The 17722-nt window shown below is 74.3% G+C and carries 13 protein-coding genes; 5 read left to right on the top strand and 8 right to left on the bottom strand.

Annotation, left to right across the window (positions count from 1 at the left end; all coding sequences use genetic code 11):
* Positions 1-28: 28 nt before the first annotated feature.
* The 4 genes from ACFYZS_RS27105 to ACFYZS_RS27120 form a co-directional block, all read right to left on the bottom strand.
* Positions 29-1810, bottom strand: coding sequence for an ABC transporter ATP-binding protein (locus ACFYZS_RS27105; RefSeq protein WP_389017695.1), 1782 nt, complete (start codon positions 1808-1810; stop codon positions 29-31).
* Positions 1807-3669 carry an ABC transporter transmembrane domain-containing protein gene (locus ACFYZS_RS27110; RefSeq protein WP_389017698.1) on the bottom strand — a complete coding sequence of 621 codons (1863 nt, stop codon included), beginning with the start codon at positions 3667-3669 and terminating at the stop codon, positions 1807-1809. The genes ACFYZS_RS27105 and ACFYZS_RS27110 overlap by 4 nt, the downstream gene beginning before the upstream one ends.
* 155 nt (positions 3670-3824) lie before the next feature.
* Positions 3825-6773, bottom strand: coding sequence for an FAD-binding and (Fe-S)-binding domain-containing protein (locus ACFYZS_RS27115; protein ID WP_389017700.1), 2949 nt, complete (start codon positions 6771-6773; stop codon positions 3825-3827).
* A 67-nt stretch (positions 6774-6840) separates the two neighbouring features.
* Entirely contained in the window at positions 6841-7302 is a 462-nt protein-coding gene (locus tag ACFYZS_RS27120) for a MarR family winged helix-turn-helix transcriptional regulator (RefSeq protein WP_389017703.1), read from the bottom strand.
* A gap of 113 nt (positions 7303-7415) precedes the next feature.
* Here ACFYZS_RS27120 and ACFYZS_RS27125 point away from each other — a divergent pair, with 113 nt between their 5' ends.
* A complete protein-coding gene (locus ACFYZS_RS27125; RefSeq protein WP_389017706.1) occupies positions 7416-9272 on the top strand; it encodes an ABC transporter ATP-binding protein in 1857 nt (618 codons plus the stop codon).
* Between the two features lie 63 nt (positions 9273-9335).
* On the top strand, positions 9336-10244 hold the full coding sequence (gene mltG, locus ACFYZS_RS27130) for an endolytic transglycosylase MltG (protein ID WP_389017710.1): 909 nt from the start codon (positions 9336-9338) through the stop codon (positions 10242-10244).
* Between the two features lie 33 nt (positions 10245-10277).
* Here the strand turns inward: mltG and ACFYZS_RS27135 are convergent, their stop codons facing one another.
* The 3 genes from ACFYZS_RS27135 to ACFYZS_RS27145 are packed head-to-tail and all read right to left on the bottom strand — an operon-like array spanning position 10278 to position 12662.
* Entirely contained in the window at positions 10278-11399 is a 1122-nt protein-coding gene (locus ACFYZS_RS27135) for an FAD-dependent oxidoreductase (protein WP_389017914.1), read from the bottom strand.
* 59 nt (positions 11400-11458) lie between these two features.
* Complete coding sequence (locus tag ACFYZS_RS27140; RefSeq protein ID WP_389017713.1) at positions 11459-12136, bottom strand: HAD family hydrolase; 678 nt, start codon at positions 12134-12136, stop codon at positions 11459-11461.
* Positions 12137-12182: 46 nt separating this feature from the next.
* On the bottom strand, positions 12183-12662 hold the full coding sequence (locus ACFYZS_RS27145) for an Lrp/AsnC family transcriptional regulator (protein WP_229342613.1): 480 nt from the start codon (positions 12660-12662) through the stop codon (positions 12183-12185).
* A gap of 123 nt (positions 12663-12785) precedes the next feature.
* On the opposite strand from ACFYZS_RS27145, the gene ACFYZS_RS27150 reads away from it, so the two are divergent.
* From ACFYZS_RS27150 to ACFYZS_RS27160, 3 genes are all read left to right on the top strand, one after another.
* Positions 12786-14486, top strand: coding sequence for an SDR family oxidoreductase (locus ACFYZS_RS27150; RefSeq protein WP_389017716.1), 1701 nt, complete (start codon positions 12786-12788; stop codon positions 14484-14486).
* Entirely contained in the window at positions 14483-15871 is a 1389-nt protein-coding gene (locus ACFYZS_RS27155) for a cryptochrome/photolyase family protein (RefSeq protein ID WP_389017719.1), read from the top strand. Before ACFYZS_RS27150 ends, ACFYZS_RS27155 begins: the two co-directional genes overlap by 4 nt.
* 135 nt (positions 15872-16006) lie before the next feature.
* A complete protein-coding gene (locus ACFYZS_RS27160; RefSeq protein ID WP_389017917.1) occupies positions 16007-16978 on the top strand; it encodes a MerR family transcriptional regulator in 972 nt (323 codons plus the stop codon).
* Here the strand turns inward: ACFYZS_RS27160 and ACFYZS_RS27165 are convergent.
* Positions 16905-17492: an RNA polymerase sigma factor gene (locus tag ACFYZS_RS27165; protein WP_389017722.1), complete on the bottom strand. Its 588-nt coding sequence runs from the start codon at positions 17490-17492 to the stop codon at positions 16905-16907. The two genes, ACFYZS_RS27160 and ACFYZS_RS27165, sit on opposite strands and share 74 nt — an antisense overlap.
* Positions 17493-17722: the final 230 nt, after the last annotated feature.

The raw sequence follows: 17722 nt of genomic DNA on the forward strand, positions 1-17722 counted from the left end.
GCCCCGTACGGCCGCAGGCTCGGGCCGGTCAGCCGTGCCAGGAGCGCCACAGAGCCGCGTAGGCGCCGTCCGCCGCGACCAGCTCGTCGTGCGAGCCCAGTTCGCTGATCCGGCCGCCCTCGACCACCGCGATCACGTCCGCGTCGTGCGCGGTGTGCAGCCGGTGGGCGATCGCGATCACCGTACGGCCGTCCAGCACCCGGGCCAGCGAACGCTCCAAATGCCGTGCGGCCCGCGGGTCCAGCAGCGAGGTGGCCTCGTCCAGCACCAGCGTGTGCGGGTCCGCCAGCACCAGCCGGGCCAGCGCGATCTGCTGGGCCTGCGCCGGGGTCAGCGCCGTACCGCCCGAGCCCACCTCGGTGTCCAGACCGGCCTCCAGCGCCCGGGCCCAGCCGTCGGCGTCCACCGCGCCGAGCGCCGCCCACAGCTCGGCGTCACCGGCCCCGGTGCGCGCGAGGCGCAGGTTGTCCCGCAGCGAGCCCACGAACACGTGGTGCTCCTGGTTGACCAGCGCCACCTGCTCGCGCACCCGCTCCGCGGGCATCCGCGACAGCTCCGCCCCGCCGAGGGTGACCTCGCCGGTCCGCGGCGCGTAGATGCCGGCCAGCAGCCGGCCCAGGGTGGACTTGCCCGCCCCCGATGGGCCGACCAGGGCCATCCGGGTGCCCGGCGGCACGGACATGGACACCTGGTGCAGCACGTCCACGCCCTCCCGGTAGCCGAAGCGCACCTCGTCGGCCCGCACGTCACGCCCCACCGGGGAGACGCCCGCGTCGCCGGCGTCCGGCTCGATCTCCCGTACGCCCACCAGCCGGGCGAGCGACACCTGGGCGACCTGCAGCTCGTCGTACCAGCGCAGGATCAGGCCGATCGGATCGACCATCATCTGCGCCAGCAGCGCACCGGTGGTCAGCTGCCCCACCGACATCCAGCCCTGGAGCACGCAGTAGCCGCCGATCATCAGCACGGAGCCGAGGATCGTCACGAAGGTGACGTTGATGACCGGGAAGAGGACCGTCCGCAGGTACAGCGTGTACCGCTCCCACGCCGTCCACTCCTTGATCCGCCGCTCCGACAGCGCGATCCGGCCCGGCCCGAGGCGGTGCGCCTCCACCGTGCGCCCGGCGTCCACCGTCTCGGTGAGCGCGGCCGCGACCGCCGCGTACCCGGCAGCCTCCGAGCGGTACGCCGACGGCGCCCGCCGGAAGTACCAGCGGCAGCCGACCACCAGCACCGGCAGCGCCACCAGCGCGGCCAGGGCCAGCGGCGGCGCGGTCACGGTGAGCGCCCCGAAGAGCAGCGCGACCCAGACCACGCCGATGGCCAGCTGCGGCACGGCCTCGCGCATCGCGTTGGCCAGCCGGTCGATGTCGGTGGTGATCCGCGACAGCAGGTCACCGGTGCCGGCCCGCTCCAGCACGCCCGGGGGCAGGCCCACGGACCGCACCAGGAAGTCCTCGCGCAGGTCGGCCAGCATCTCCTCGCCCAGCATCGCGCCGCGCAGCCGGACCAGCCGGACGAAGAACGTCTGGACGACGAGGGCCAGCGCGAACAGCAGGGCCACGCGCTCCAGGTGGAGCTCGCGCGCCCCCGCCGCCAGCTGGTCCACGACCCGGCCCAGCAGGTACGGGCCGACCATGGAGGCGGTCACCGCGGCCGCGTTGACCGACACCAGCACGACGAAGGCCCGCCGGTGGCGGCGGAACAGGCCGCGCACATAGCCCCGTACGGTCGCCGTCGTGCCCACGGGCAGGGTGGCGGCCGATTCGGGGGCCGCCGGATCGTATTGCGGCGGCGCCACGCCGATCATGCCGATTCCTCGATCTCTGTCAGTGCCTTTTCCAGCCGGACTTCTTCCAGCCGGGTCAGTTCCCTCCGGGCCACCCGCTGCTCCTCCTCGGTCTCGCGGGTGACGACCGCCCGGTAGAGCGGTTCGCCGTGCAGCAGTTCGCGGTGCGTACCGGTCGCGGCGACCGCGCCCTCGTGGATCAGGACCACCCGGTCGGCGCGGTCCAGGAGCAGCGGCGAGGAGGCCAGCACCACCGTCGTCCGCCCGGCGCGCAGGGCGGTGATCCCGTCCGCGATCCGTGCCTCGGTGTGCGAGTCGACCGCCGAGGTCGGCTCGTCCAGCACCAGCACCTCCGGGTCGGTGGCCAGGGACCGCGCCAGCGCCAGCCGCTGGCGCTGCCCGCCGGACAGGGACCGGCCGCGCTCGGTGATCCGCGCGTCCATCGGGTCCTCCACCCCGTCCGGGGCCGACTGCAGCAGTGCGTCCAGGACGTCCGCGCACTGCGCGGCGGCCAGTGCCGCCCCGGGCTCGACCGCTCCGGACGCCGGTACGGCGAACAGTTCGCGCAGCGTTCCGGACAGCAGCACCGGGTCCTTGTCCTGTACGAGGACCAGCGTGCGCGCGGTGTCCAGTGCGAGCTCGTCCAGCGCGACCCCGCCCAGCAGCACCGAGACCCGCTCGGCAGCCGGGCCGTCGTCCGCCGGATGCCCGCCCAGGCGCTCGGCGAGCCGGCCCGCCAGGTCGGGGTCGCCGCACACCACGGCGGTGAACCGGCCCGCGGGGGCCAGCAGTCCCGTCGCGGGGTCGTACAGGTCCCCGCCCGGGGCCGGAGCCTCGGGGACCGCGGCCTCCGGTGCCTTCGGAGCCTTAGGCCCCGGGGCGTCCGTCCGTGTCAGCGACAGCACCCGCGCCGCCCGCGCCGCGGAGGGCCGGGAGAAGGAGTACGCCATGGCGATCTCCTCGAAGTGGCGCAGCGGGTAGAGCATCGTGGCCACCGCGCTGAAGGCGGCGACGAGTTCACCGACCGCGAGCCGGCCGTCCAGCACGAGCACGGAGCCGTACCAGACCACGGTGATCAGCAGCGCGCCCGGGAGCAGCACCTGGATCGCGGAGATCAGCGCCCACATCCGGGCGCTGCGCACGGCGGCCTTGCGGACCTCCTGCGAGGCCTCGCGGTAGCGGCCCAGGAACAGCTCCTCGCCGCCGATGCCGCGCAGCACCCGCAGGCCGGCCACGGTGTCGGAGGCGAGTTCGGTGGCCTTGCCGGCCTTCTCGCGCTGGACGTCCGCGCGCCGGGTGGCGCGCGGCAGCAGCGGCAGCACCGACAGGGCGAGCGCGGGGACGCCGATCGCGACGACCACACCGATCGAGGGCGCGTAGAACAGCAGGCCGACGCAGATGGCGACGACGGAGAAGGCGGCGGCGAGGAAGCGGGAGACCGCCTCGACGAACCAGCCGATCTTCTCCACGTCACCCGTGGAGACCGCGACCACCTCGCCCGCCGCGACCCGCCGGGTCAGGGCGGAGCCCAGCTCGGCGGTCTTGCGGGCGAGGAGTTGCTGCACCCGCGCGGCGGCGGTGATCCAGTTGGTGACGGCGGTCCGGTGGAGCATCGCGTCGCCGACCGAGATGGCGACGCCGATCAGCGCCAGCAGCGCGCCGACCAGCAGCAGCCGGGTGCCGTCGCGCCGGACGACCGCCTCGACCCCCAGGCCCACCGCGTACGGCAGCCCGGCGATGCCGCCGAAGTGCACCAGTCCCCAGCACAGGCTTTTGGCCTGTCCGCCGAGTTGGCCGCGCCCCAGCCACACCAGGAAGCGCGGGCCGGAGCGGGCGTCGGGTACTCCGGGGTCCGGATACGGAAGATCGCTGATCTGCATGACGCCTCATGACTGGTCGAGTGGTTCAAACCGAGCAAGGTTCGCCTTCCGGACCGGTCCCGGGCAATCCATTTTGCGTTGGCCAAGGCCCTACGCGGCGGGATGTTCGGCCCGCCCTTCCGTAAACCGCCAGGTCAGGGCCGCGGCCCCGCAGGTCAAGGGCGAGTGGCCCGCTCCAGTTCCAGCAGCGCCGAGTAATAACTGCGGCCGGTGGCCCGGTCCATGCCCACCTCGCACATCCGGTTCGCCGACAGATGCGCGTCGAACGCCCGCGAGGTCACCTCCGCCGCCTCGCGCTCCGTCGCCGAGGCCGTCAGCTCCGGATGCAGCATGCCCCGGTCGCCCGCGAAGGCGCAGCAGCCCGCATCGCCGGGAACCACCACCTCCCTCGCACAGGCTTCGGCCACCGCCCGCAGCTGTGCCACGTCGCCCAAGTGGTGCATGGAGCAGGTCGGATGGAGCACGGCCGAGCCCACCGTGCGCCGGATCTCCAGGTGCGGGAGCAGCTCGTCCGCCGCCCACACGAGGGAGTCGACGACCGTCAGCTCCGCGTGCAGCGCCCGGTTGTCGTCCGTGAGGTACGGGACCACCTCGTGCGCGATGCCCAGCGTGCACGAGGAGGCGTCGACCACCAGCGGCAGCCGCCCGCCGGCGGTCCAGCCCCAGGCGGCCTCCACGATCCGGTTGGCCATCAGCCGGTTGCCGGCTTCGTAGCCCTTCGAGTGCCAGATCGTCGCGCAGCAGGTGCCCGCGACGTCGCCGGGGATCCACACCGGCTTGCCGGCACGCTCCGACACGGCCACCACGGCCTCGGGGAGCGAGGGGCCGGGCCGGCCCGCGGGGCCGCCGAAGATCCGGTTCACGCACGCCGGGTAGTACACGGCGGCCGCGCCCACCCGCTCGGTCCGGGGCAGCTTCCCGGCCGCCGCGCCGGGCAGCTGCGGCAGCCACCGCGGAACCAGGTCGGGACGTACGGCCTTGCGCGCGGCCCCGGTCACCGCCTCCAGCAGCCGTTTCCCGGCCCGGTCGGCCGGCGGGCCGGCCAGCTTGTCGGCGGCGGCCACGGCCAGCCGGGCGGCGCCCTCCACGGCCTTGAACCGCTGCGCGGCGAGTTCGGCGGCGCGCTCCTCGCGCGGGCCGTGCCGGCGGTGGCGGAACTCCCGCATCAGCGCGCCCGTGTCGATGCCGACGGGGCAGGCCAGCTTGCAGGTGGAATCGCCCGCGCAGGTGTCCACGGCGTCGTAGCCGTAGGAGTCCAGCAGTCCCTCCAGCACCCGGGAGCCCGGCTGCTGGCGCATCATCTCCCGGCGCAGCACGATCCGTTGGCGGGGCGTGGTCGTCAGGTCCTCGCTGGGGCAGGTCGGTTCGCAGAAGCCGCACTCGATGCAGGGGTCGGCCACCGCCTCCACCCTGGGGATCGTCTTCAGCCCGCGCAGATGGGCCCGCGGATCGCGGTCGAGGAGGATGCGCGGGGCGAGCAGCCCGTCCGGGTCGACGACCCGCTTCGTCCGCCACATCAGCTCGGTGGCCTTCGGCCCCCACTCCAGTTCCAGGAAGGGGGCCATGTTGCGGCCGGTGGAGTGCTCGGCCTTCAGCGAGCCGTCGAACCGCTCGACCGTCATCCGGCAGAAGGCGTCCATGAAGGCCCCGTACCGCTCCACGTCGGTGGGCTTCGACGCGTCGAAGGCGAGCAGGAAGTGCAGGTTGCCGTGGGCCGCGTGGCCGGCGACGGCCGCGTCGAAACCGTGCTCGGCCTGGAGGGCGAGGAGGGCCTCGCAGGCCTCGGCCAGCCGGGAGGGCGGCACCGCGAAGTCCTCGGTGATCAGGGTGGTGCCGGGGGCCCGGGCTCCGCCGACGGCGGTGACGAAGGCCTTGCGGGCCGTCCAGTACCCGTTGATCGTCTTCGTGTCGCGGGTGAACGCATTGGTGATCGAGGCCGCCGGCGCGACCAGGTCCAGCCCGGCGAGGACCTCCGCGGCGCGGCGCTCGTACCGCGCGCGGCCCGCCTCGTCCGGGGCGCGGAACTCCACCAGCAGGGCGGTCGTGTCCTTCGGCAGCCCGGCCCAGTCGGCGGGCATGCCCTCGACGCTGACCGAGGCGCGCAGGGTGTTGCCGTCCATCACCTCCACGGCGAGGGCGCCCGCCTCGTTGAACAGTGGTACGGCGGATGCCGCGGCGGGCAGCGAGGGGAAGAAGAGCAGCGCGCTGGTGAGCTCGCGGTCCAGCGGCACGGTGTCGAAGACGACCTCGGCGATGAACCCGAGCGTGCCCTCCGAGCCGACCATCAGCCCGCGCAGGATCTCGACGGGCGTGGCGCCGTCCAGGTAGGCGTCGAGCCGGTAGCCGGTGGTGTTCTTGATCTCGTACTTCGCCCGGATCCGCGAGACGAGCTCCGGGTCGGCCTCGATCTCCCGCTTGATCTCCATCAGCCCGCGGCACAGCGCCGGTTCCGCGTGCGCCAGCTCCTCGTCGGCCAGCGGGTCGGCGGTGTCCACGACGGTCCCGCCGGGCAGGACGAAGGTGAGCGAGGAGAGGGTGCGGTACGAGTTCCTCGTGGTCCCCGCCGTCATCCCGGAGGCGTTGTTGGCGACGACCCCGCCGAGGGTGCAGGCGATGGCGCTCGCCGGGTCGGGGCCCAGGACGCGGCCGTGCCGGGCGAGCGCGGCATTGGCCCGCGCCACCGTGGTGCCGGGCCGGATCCGGGCGCGGCGGCCCTCCTCCAGCACCTCGACTCCGGCCCAGTGGCGGCGTACGTCGACCAGGATGTCCTCGCCCTGGGCCTGGCCGTTCAGCGAGGTCCCGGCGGCGCGGAAGACGACCTCGCGCCCGCGGCCGTGCGCGTACGAGAGGACCGCGGAGACGTCGTCGATGTCTTCGGCGACCACCACCACCTGCGGCAGGAACCGGTACGGCGAGGCGTCCGAGGCGTAGCGGACCAGGTCGGAGACCTTCCACAGCACCTTCTCGGCGCCCAGCAACCCGCTCAGCTCGGTGCGCAGCGGCTCCGGCGTGCCGGCGGCGCGGTGGTCCGGGACCCGGTCGGGGGCGGGGCCGGCGAGGCTGTGCGGCCGCAGGGCCCCGGGCTTCGGTTCCAGCAGCGGCATGCGCGACCCCTTGACTACTCGTTCGGCCCAATCCGGGGAACCCTCTCCCGGCCCCGGAGCGGCCTTGTCAGCAGGTGCCCTCCAGCGGGGCGTCCGTCAGAGCGTTCAGCAGGCCGCCGAGCACCTCGCGCTGCTCGGCGGTCAACGGAGCCAGGATCTCCTCTGCCGCGTCGGTTCGCGCGTTGCGCAGGCGGCGCAGCGTGGCGCGGCCCGTGTCGGTCAGCTCGATCCTTATGACCCGCCGGTTGGCCGGATCGGGCGCGCGGCGCACGCATTCGGCCGCCTCCAGGCCGTCCACCAGCGTGGTCACGGCGCGAGGCACGACTTCCAGGCGGGCGGCGAGGTCCGCCATCCGGGGCGGCTGGTCGCCGTCGTAGTGCGAGACGAGGCGCAGCAGCCGGCTCTGGGCGGGGGTGATGCCGAGCGGCTCCAGGTGGCGCTTCTGGATCCGGTGGAGCCGGCGGGTCAGCCGCAGCAGCTGCTCGGCGAGCACGCCGTCCGTGCTGTCGGTTTCGGATGCGGTCCTCATACTGGGAAACAGTACCAGGACCACATTCATTGTGAGTATAGGTAACAATGAGCTATGCTCATTCGAGTCTCGTCAGGTCTCGTACTCAGACAGGTCTCGCCAGAAGGAGGCCCATGCGCCCCGAAGAGCCGAAATGGATCCCATCGAAAGAAGCCCTCGATCCCAGCCGACCCGCCCCCGCGGAGCAGCCGCGTGAGCTGCGCCGGATCGTAGGCCTGTTCCGCCCCTACCGCGGCCGCCTCGCCGTCGTGGGGCTGCTCGTCTGCGCCTCCTCGCTGGTCGCGGTGGCCTCGCCGTTCCTGCTGAAGGAGATCCTGGACGTCGCCATCCCGCAGGGGCGCACCGGACTGCTCAGCCTGCTCGCGCTCGGCATGATCCTCACCGCCGTCGTCACCAGCGTCTTCGGCGTGCTCCAGACGCTGATATCCACCACCGTCGGGCAGCGCGTCATGCACGACCTGCGCACCGCCGTCTACACCCAGCTCCAGCGGATGCCGCTGGCCTTCTTCACCCGCACCCGGACCGGCGAGGTGCAGTCCCGCATAGCCAACGACATCGGCGGCATGCAGGCGACCGTCACCTCCACCGCGACCTCGCTCGTCTCCAACCTGACGGCCGTGATCGCCTCCATCGTCGCGATGCTCGCGCTCGACTGGCGGCTCACCCTCGTCTCGCTGCTCCTGCTGCCCGTGTTCGTGTGGATCAGCCGGCGCGTCGGCCGCGAGCGCAAGAAGATCACCCTGCAGCGGCAGAAGCAGATGGCCGCCATGGCCGCGACGGTCACCGAATCGCTGTCGGTGAGCGGCATCCTGCTCGGCCGCACCATGGGCCGCGCCGACTCGCTGACCCGGTCCTTCTCCGAGGAGTCCGAGAGGCTCGTCGACCTCGAGGTGCGCTCCAGCATGGCCGGGCGCTGGCGGATGTCCACCATCGGCATCGTCATGGCCGCCATGCCCGCGCTCATCTACTGGGCCGCGGGCATCACCCTCCGGCCGGGCGCCCCCTCGCTCTCGGTCGGCACCCTCGTCGCCTTCGTCACGCTCCAGCAGGGCCTGTTCCGGCCCGCCGTGAGCCTCCTGTCGACCGGCGTGCAGATCCAGACCTCGCTGGCCCTGTTCGGCCGCATCTTCGAGTACCTCGACCTGCCGGTGGACATCACCGAGCGCGCGGACCCGGTGCGCCTGGACCGGGCCCGGGGCGAGGTCCGCCTGGAGGACGTGCACTTCGCGTACGACGCCAAGCACGGGCCCACCCTGACGGGGATCGACATCACCGTCCCGGCCGGCGGCTCGCTCGCCGTGGTCGGCCCGACCGGCTCCGGCAAGAGCACCCTGAGCTACCTCGTGCCCCGGCTCTACGACGTCACCGGCGGCCGGGTCGCCCTCGACGGGGTGGACGTCCGCGATCTCGACTTCGACTCGCTGGCCCGCTCCGTCGGCGTGGTCTCCCAGGAGACCTACCTCTTCCACGCCTCCGTCGCGGACAACCTGCGCTTCGCCAAGCCGGACGCCACGGACGAGGAGATGGTCGAGGCGGCCCGCGCGGCCCAGATCCACGAGCACATCGAATCCCTGCCCGACGGATACGACACCCTGGTCGGCGAGCGGGGCTACCGGTTCTCCGGCGGCGAGAAGCAGCGCCTCGCCATCGCCCGCACCATCCTGCGCGACCCGCCGGTGCTGATCCTCGACGAGGCCACCAGCGCGCTCGACACCCGCACCGAGCACGCCGTGCAGCGGGCCATCGACAACCTGTCCCAGGGCCGGACCACGATCACCATCGCGCACCGGCTCTCCACCGTCCGCGACGCCGACCAGATCGTCGTCCTGGACAAGGGCCGCATCGCGGAGCGCGGCACGCACGAGGAGCTGCTGGAGGCGGGCGGCCGGTACGCGGCCCTGGTCCGCCGGGACCGGGAAGCCGCGATCGCACCGGAGAAGATCGTGCAGCCCACGCCGGTAAACGTGTGATCGTATGACTGATGTGTGGGTGTGATGCCCGGAATGTGGCGCTTCGCGGGTTAGCGTGCCCGCATGCGCCATGAGTACCAGCCGCCACGGCGTCGCTCCCGGCTCACCCGCCGGGGCCGTCTGGCGCTCTTCCTCGGCATGTTGCTGGCCATCGGTGCGGCCGCCCTGGTTCCGCTGCTGCGGAGCGGGGAAGCCCCCGAGAAGCCACGCCAGTTGACCATCCCGGAGGGCTGGCGGGCACCCCAGGTGTACGCCGCGATCGACCGCGAGCTGAAGCTCCCGGCCGGCTCCACCAAGGCGGCCGTCCCCACGGCCGTACTCGCCCTGCCCGCGGAGGCGAAGGGCAATCCGGAAGGCTTCCTGTTCCCGGCGACGTACCCGGTGACCTCCGCGTCCACACCGGCCACGCTGCTCGCGTACATGGTGGACACGGCCAACCGGAAGCTGGCGACCAAGGCGGTCGCCGACGGCGCCAAGGCGCACGGCATGACCCCGTATCAGACGGCCACGCTCGCCAGCATCATCGAGGCGGAGGCGGAGTCCCGCACGGACCGGGGCAAGGTCGCCCGCGTGGTCCACAACCGGCTGGCGCGCTCGATGCCGCTCCAGATGGACTCCACCATCAACTACGCGCTGAACCGCAGCACGGTGGACACCAAGCTGAGCGAGACGCGGATCGACAGCCCCTTCAACACCTACGAGCGCCAGGGCCTCCCGCCCACGCCGATCGACAGCCCGGGCCTGGAGGCCATGGCCGCGGCCGTCGCGCCGACGCCCGGCGACTGGCTGTTCTTCGTGACCGTGAAGCCGGGGGACACCCGCTTCTCGGCGACGTACGAGGAGCACAAGAAGCACGTCGCCGAGTTCAACCGGATCCGGGCCGGCGCCGATGCCGGCACCGGTACCGGTACCGGGTCGGGGACCAGCGACACGGCCGCCGGGCACGCCCGTGCGGGCTCCCGCGCCGGCTAGGCCGTCCCAGGCGCTTCAGGCGCTTCAGGCGCTTCAGGCCGAGCGGGCCGCGGCCGGTTCGAGGGCGTCGTCGGCGCGGTCCGCCCGTTCCCCGCCGTGGGTGCCGCGGGCCAGCAGGCGGCGGATTTCACGGACCGCGGCGCCTCCGGCGCGGTTGGCGCCGATCGTCGACGCCGACGGACCGTAGCCGACCAGGTGGATCCGCTCGTCGCGGACCGCGCGGGTGCCCTCGACCCGGATGCCGCCGCCGGGCTCGCGCAGGTGCAGCGGGGCCAGGTGCTCGATGGCGGCCCGGAAGCCGGTGGCCCACAGGATCACATCGGCCTCCACCCGCCGTCCGTCCGCCCAGGCGGGACCGGTCGCCGTGATCCGGTCGAACATCGGCCGCCGCTCCAGCACCCCGGAGGCCAGCCCGGCCCGGACGGCCTCGTTCAGCGGGAGTCCGGTCACGCTGACCACGCTCTGCGGCGGCAGTCCTCGGCGCACGCGCTCGTCGACCAGGGCCACCGCCGCCCGGCCTTCGGCCTCGCCGAAGCTCCCGTCGCGGAACACCGGGGGCCGACGGGTCACCCAGGTGGTCTCCGCCGCCACCTCCGCGATCTCCAGCAGGTGCTGCACCGCCGAGGTGCCCCCGCCCACCACGACCACCCGGGCCCCGGCGAACTCCTGCGGCCCCGGGTAGTTCGCGGTGTGCAGCTGGCGGCCCCGGAAGGTCTCCTGGCCCGGGTAGCGCGGCCAGAACGGCCGGTCCCAGGTCCCGGTCGCGTTGATCAGTGCCCGCGCGGTCCAGACCCCGGCCGAGGACTCCACCCGCAGCCGCCCGTCGCCCCCGTCCCGTACGGCCGTGACGTCCACGGGGCGCCGTACGCGCAGTCCGAAGCGGTCCTCGTAGGCCGCGAAGTACTCCCCGATCACCGCGGAGGACGGCCGCAGCGGGTCGGCGCCCGTGAGCTCCATGCCGGGCAGGGCGTGCATCCCGTGCACCTTGCCGTACGTGAGGGAGGGCCAGCGGAACTGCCAGGCGCCGCCGGGCCGCGGTGCGTGGTCGAGCACCACGTGCCCGGTCCCGGCCCGCGCCAGGTGGTACGCACTGGACAGCCCCGCCTGTCCGGCACCGATGACCACCACGTCCACGTCCGCCGCACCCCGCACCATGTCGTTCACGGTTCTACCAACCCGCGGCGATCGCGGGATCTTCCCCAGGGGGTGTCGGCCTAGGCCGACTGCAGGGAGGAGAGCCAGGCGTGTGCGGCCTCCGCGGTGAATTCCGGCTGGCCGGCGGGGAAGAGGAGGTCGGCCGCCGCGAACGCCGGGTCGTCGGCGGTGGCGGCCACGTACGGGACGGCCACGCAGTACATGCCTGCCGCGCGGGCCGCCCGGGCGCCCGGGGCCGCGTCCTCGACGACCACGCAGTCGGCGGGGTCCGCGCCGAGGCGCCGGGCCGCCTCCAGGAACACGTCGGGGGCGGGCTTGCCGTGCGCCACCTCCTCGGCGGAGACCACCGTGGTCAGCAGCGAGTCCAGGCCCGTCCCCACCAGCACGGCGTCGATCGCCTCGCGCGAGGACCCGGACGCCACCGCCATCGGGACCCCCTCCGCGTGCAGCCGCTCCACGAACCTCCCCATCTCGGGGAAGGCCTCGGTCCCGGTCCGGGCCAGCTCCAGGTACGCGGCGTTCTGCTCGGCCAGCAGCTGCTCCACCGGCGCCCGGATCCCGTACCGGTCCCTGAGGATCTCCAGCGTCTCCAGGGTGCCGATGCCGATGAAGTGCGCGTGCTGCTCCCAGGTGAAGTCGGGGACGCCGTGCCGTGCCAGGGTGCGGCGCCCGGACTCGTAGTAGTTCGGCTCGCTGTCCACGAGGGTGCCGTCGAGATCGAATATGACGGAAATCATCCGCTCTGCCCGTCCTGCCGGTTACGTGCCTGTCCCCGTCATCCTGTCAGGGTTTGCGCGCCGCCCGTCCCACGGACTCCACCAGCGGCAGCAGCCGGTGCGCCACGCGCTCGCGCAGCGCCACCTCCGTACGGGTGCGGACCACGCCCGGCAGCCGGATCAGCCGCTGGATCACGTCCTCCAGGTGTGCGTTGTCCCGGGCCGCCACCCGGGTCAGCAGATCCCCGCCGCCGGTGATGGAGAAGGCCTCGATGATCTCGGGCACGGCGGCCAGGGCCTCGCCGACCTCGTCCAGGTGCCCCTGCGTGACCTCGATGTGCACGAAGGCCAGCACCGGATGCCCGAGCGCCGCGGGGGAGAGGACGGGACCGGTTCCGGTGATCACCCCGGTGCGCTCCAGCCGGTCCAGCCGGGCCTGCAGGGTGCCGCGCGCGACCCCGAGGATCCGGGCGTACTCGCGGACGCTGGTGCGCGGCTGTTCGATCAGCAGACGCAGGATCCGGGTGTCGAGCTCGTCCACCGCCATGTCGCGACTGTACCAATGGCCCCATGCGGTGCCCTTCCCGCGGACCGGTGCATCCGCCGACGGCGGTCCGCCGGAATCCCCTCAGGGGCACGCGTCGAGGAACGCCGAGGAACGGAGAGAGCGATGACGGCCACCACCGGTCTGCACTGCCTGGTCACCGGGGCCACCGGCTACATCGGAGGGCGCCTGGTGCCCGAGCTCCTCGACGCAGGACACCGCGTCCGGTGCCTGGCCCGATCCCCCGAGAAACTGCGCGACCACCCGTGGGCCGGGCGGAGCGAGATCGTCCGCGGCGATGTCACCGACGCCGAGTCCGTCGCGGCGGCCCTGCGCGGCATCGACGTCGCCTACTACCTCGTGCACGCGCTCGGCGCCGGATCCGGGTTCGAGGACCGCGACCGCACCGCCGCCCGCATCTTCGCCGAACAGGCCCGCGCGGCCGGAGTCCGCCGCATCGTCTACCTCGGCGGGCTCACGCCGGCCGGGATCCCGGTCCGTGACCTGTCCCCGCACCTGCGCTCCCGTGCCGAGGTCGGCGAGATCCTCCTCGACTCCGGGGTGCCGGCCACCGTCCTGCGCGCCGCGGTCATCATCGGCTCCGGCTCGGCCTCCTTCGAAATGCTGCGCTACCTGACCGAACGGCTCCCCGTCATGGTCACCCCCAGCTGGGTCGGCACCCGGGTCCAGCCCATCGCCGTCCGCGACGTCCTGCGCTACCTCGTCGGCAGCGCCGCCATGCCGCCCGAGGTCAGCCGCACCTTCGACATCGGCGGCCCCGACGTGCTCACGTACGAGGAGATGATGCGCCGCTACGCCATCGCCGCCGCGCTGCCCCGCCGGCTCATCCTGCGCGTCCCGATGCTGACCCCGCGGCTGTCCAGCCACTGGATCGGCCTGGTCACGCCCGTGCCGCGGGCCCTGGCCCGGCCGCTGGCCGAATCCCTGCGCCACGAGGTCGTGTGCGCGGAGCACGACATCGCGCGGTACGTCCCCGATCCGCCCGGCACCCCGATCGGCCTCGACCGGGCCGTCTCCCTGGCCCTGCGGCGGGTGCGCGAGGCGGACGTGACCACCCGCTGGTCCTCCGCCTCGCTGCCCGGTGCGCCCAGCGATCCGCTGCCGACCGACCCCGACTGGGCGGGCGGCAGCCTCTACACCGACCGGCGCGAACGCGCGGTCGACGCCTCGCCCGGCGCCCTGTGGCGGGTGGTGGAGGGCATCGGCGGGGAGAACGGCTGGTACTCGTTCCCGCTGGCCTGGGCCGTACGGGGATGGCTCGACCGGCTCGTCGGCGGGGTCGGGATCCGGCGCGGCCGACGGGACGCGGCCCGGCTGCGGGTGGGTGACTCCCTGGACTTCTGGAGGGTGGAGGAGATCGAACCGGGCCGCCTGCTGCGGCTGCGCGCGGAGATGCGGCTGCCGGGGCTGGCCTGGCTGGAGATGTGCGCGGAGCCGGCCGCGCCGCCGGGCGGTGACCGGGACGCAGGCGGCGCGGTCCGGGCCGCCCGCTACCGGCAGCGGGCCCTGTTCCATCCGCACGGGCTGCTCGGCCACCTCTACTGGTGGAGCGTGTCGCCCTTCCACGCCGTGGTCTTCGGCGGCATGGCCCGCAACATCGCCCGCGCCGCGCGCCGCCTGGACGACGAGGCCGCCGAGGCGGCCGCCGCCGCGACCCGGGGCATCGCGTCCGGCCTGCCCGCGTCCGGCCGGCCCGCATCAGACCGACCCGCGTCCGAACGCCCTGCATCCGAACGCTCCGGGTCCGGCGAAGTACCGGAAGACAGCCGTCCCCCCGGCCCCGACGCGGAGCGAGAGAACCCATGAACGTCGCGGTGGTCCTGTACACCTCCGACCTGCGCCTGCACGACCACCCGCCGCTGCGCGCGGCCCTCTCCTCCTGCGACCGGGTGGTGCCGCTCTTCGTCCGCGACCGGGCCGTCGACGCCGCCGGCTTCGCCGCGCCCAACCGGCTCGCCTTCCTCGCCGACTGCCTGGCCGACCTCGATGCCGGACTGCGCGAGCGCGGCGGCCGCCTGGTGCTGCGTTCGGGCGACGCCGTCGCCGAAGTCGCAGCCCTGGTCCGCGAGTGCGAGGCCGACGAGGTCCACATGGCGGCCGGGGTCAGCGGCTACGCCCAGGCCCGCGAGGAGCGCCTGCGCGCCGCCCTCGAAGCCGAGGGCGTGCGGCTCTACGTGCACGAGGCGGTGGTCACGGTCGCCGCCCCCGGGGCCGTACTCCCCGCGGGCTCCGACCACTTCGCCGTGTTCACCCCGTACTTCCGCCGCTGGTCCGAACTGCCGCCCCGCCCCGTCGCCGCCGCGCCGCGCGCCGTCCGGGTGCCCGAGGGCATCGGCTCCGACCCGCTGCCGCGGCGCGCGGACGTCACCGGGGTCTCCCCGGGCCTGGCCCGCGGCGGCGAGCACGAGGCCCGCGAGCTCCTCAGGCGCTGGCTGCGCGCGGGCCTCTCCCGCTATGCGGACGCCCATGACGACCTTGCGGGCGACGCCACCTCCCGGCTCTCCCCGCACCTGCACTTCGGCACGCTCTCGCCCACCGAGGCCGTCCACCGCGCCCGAGCCTCCGCCACGGGTCCCACCGCGGACCCGGGCGCCGAGGCCTTCGTCCGGCAGATCTGCTGGCGCGACTTCCACCACCAAGTGCTCGCCGCCCGCCCCGAGAGCGCCGTACGGGACTACCGCGACCGCCGCGACCACTGGCGCACCGGAGCGGCCGCCGAGGAGGAGGCCGAAGCCTGGAAGGAGGGCCGCACCGGCTACCCCGTGGTCGACGCGGCCATGCGCCAGCTCCGCCACGAGGGCTGGATGCACAACCGGGGCCGGCTGCTCACCGCCAGCTTCCTCACCAAGACCCTCTACGTGGACTGGCGGATCGGCGCCCGGTACTTCCTGGACCTCCTCGTGGACGGCGACCTCGCCAACAACCAGCTCAACTGGCAGTGGGCGGCCGGGACGGGCACGGACACCCGGCCCAACCGCGTCCTCAACCCGGTGCGCCAGGGCCTGCGTTACGACCCGGAGGGCCGTTTCGTGCACCGCTGGGTGCCGGAGCTCGCAGGGCTGGACTCCCCGAAGGTGCACGAGCCCTGGCGGCTGCCCGCACCCGAGCGGGCCCGGTACGCCTACCCGGACCCGATCGTGGAACTCGCCGACGGACTCGACCGGTTCCGGCGCGGACGGGGCGCGCAGTGAGGGGCCTGCCCGGTCCCGGCGCCCTATCGTGAGCGGGTGGACCGCGCGCCCCAGACACCACCGCAGCCCCAGACACCACCGCAGACCCGGACTCAGCCCACTCAGCCCCGGACACAGTCCCGGCCCCCCGCCGCGCTGAGCACCGGCGCCGTCGCCCGGCGCCTCGGGGTCTCGCCGACGACGCTGCGCTCCTGGGAGCGCCGGTACGCGATCGGCCCGGCCCGTCGCGAACCCGGCCGGCACCGCCGCTGGACCCCCGGGGACATCGCCCGGCTGGAGCTGATGTGCCGGCTCACCGCCGACGGGGTGCCGCCCGCCGAGGCGGCCCGGGCCGCGCTCGGCGGCGCCCCCGGAGCGCGCGGCGCAGTCGCGTCACCGGGCCCGCCGACGTCCCCCGGCGGGCCCGACGCCCTCCCGCTCGGGGCGGTCCGCCCGGAGTGCCGGGGGCTCTCGCGGGCCGCCGTACGCCTGGACGCGCCGACGGTGGCGGAGCTGCTCGAGGGGGTACTGGCCGAGGACGGCCTGGTCACGGCCTGGGAGGAGGTCATCGCGCCGACCCTGCACGCCGTGGGACGCAAATGGGCCACCGCCGGGGAGCGTTACGTGGAGGTCGAACACCTGCTGTCCTGGCAGATCTCCGCGGCGCTGCACCGCATCCGGCCCCTGCCCGAGCCGCCCCGGAGCCCGCCCGTCCTGCTGGCCTGCGTCCCCGGCGAGCAGCACAGCCTGCCCATCGAGGCCCTGACCGCGGTCCTCGGCCAGCGGGGCGTGCCCGCCCGCATGTTCGGAGCCGCCCTGCCCGCCGAGGCCCTGCACGATGCCGTGCGGCGCACCGGCCCGCACAGCGTGGTCCTGTGGGCACAGTCCCGTACGACCGCCGACCCGGCCCTGGCCCGGTCGGTGGCCGGCATCGAGTGGGGGCTGCGCGGTGCCCGCACCCGTCCGGCGCTGCTGCTCGCCGGACCCGGCTGGGGAGCGGACGTGCCCGGGCCGCGCACCGAGCGGCTGTACGGGCTGCGCTCGGGCCTCGCCGTCATCGAGTCGCTGGCGCCGCCGCGGGCAGGGACCGGCGCAGCCGGTGCAGAGCCCTTCGCATATGGCTCTTGACGGTGCCCAGCGGCAGCCCCGTGCGATCCGCGATCTGCGTCTGGGTCAGGTCCGCGTAGAAGGCGAGGTGCAGCACCCGCCGCTGCTCGGACGGCAGTCTGGCCAGCTCCCCGAGGACCACGACCCGGTCCAGGACCTGCTCCGCCTCCGCCGGCGGGGGGCCCGTGGGCCGGTCGGCCGCACCGGGGGTGGCGCGTACGGCGGCCGCCGCGGCCCGGGCCCGCCGGGTCCGCGCCTCCAGGGCGTCGGCCACCTTATGGCGGGTGATGCCGGTGATCCAGGCCCCGAGCCCGCCCGGCCCCGGCCGGTAGCGGAGCCGGCCGTGCCAGGCGGCGAGGAACACCTGCTGGGTGACGTCCTCGGCCTCCCGCTCGTCGCCCAGGCACCGGTGGGCGATCGAGTGCACCAGCGGCCGCCAGCGCCGGTAGACGGCCTCCATGCACCGCTCGTCGCCCGCCGCGAAACCCGCCGCGACGCACTCCTCGCGCGCCCTCTCGTCCATGGCTTCGTCCATGGTCCGAGCCTCGCGAGCGCGCACCCGGCCGGCCACTCGCAGCGTTTGCGCATCGATTCACGCGCGGCCGTGGTGCCCGGCGCCCGGCGGCGGCCGACCGCTCAGCGCGCGGACCAGCGCCGCCCGGGCGCCTCCGACGCGCCTGCGAGCCGGGCCCCGCACACCGTCCCGAAGGCGAAGGCCGCCACGGGGCAGCCGCGACGGGTGCGCGCTCACGTCCATGACGCCCG

This window comes from Streptomyces sp. NPDC001903 (assembly GCF_042891345.1).
In the GTDB taxonomy this organism is placed as follows: domain Bacteria; phylum Actinomycetota; class Actinomycetes; order Streptomycetales; family Streptomycetaceae; genus Streptomyces.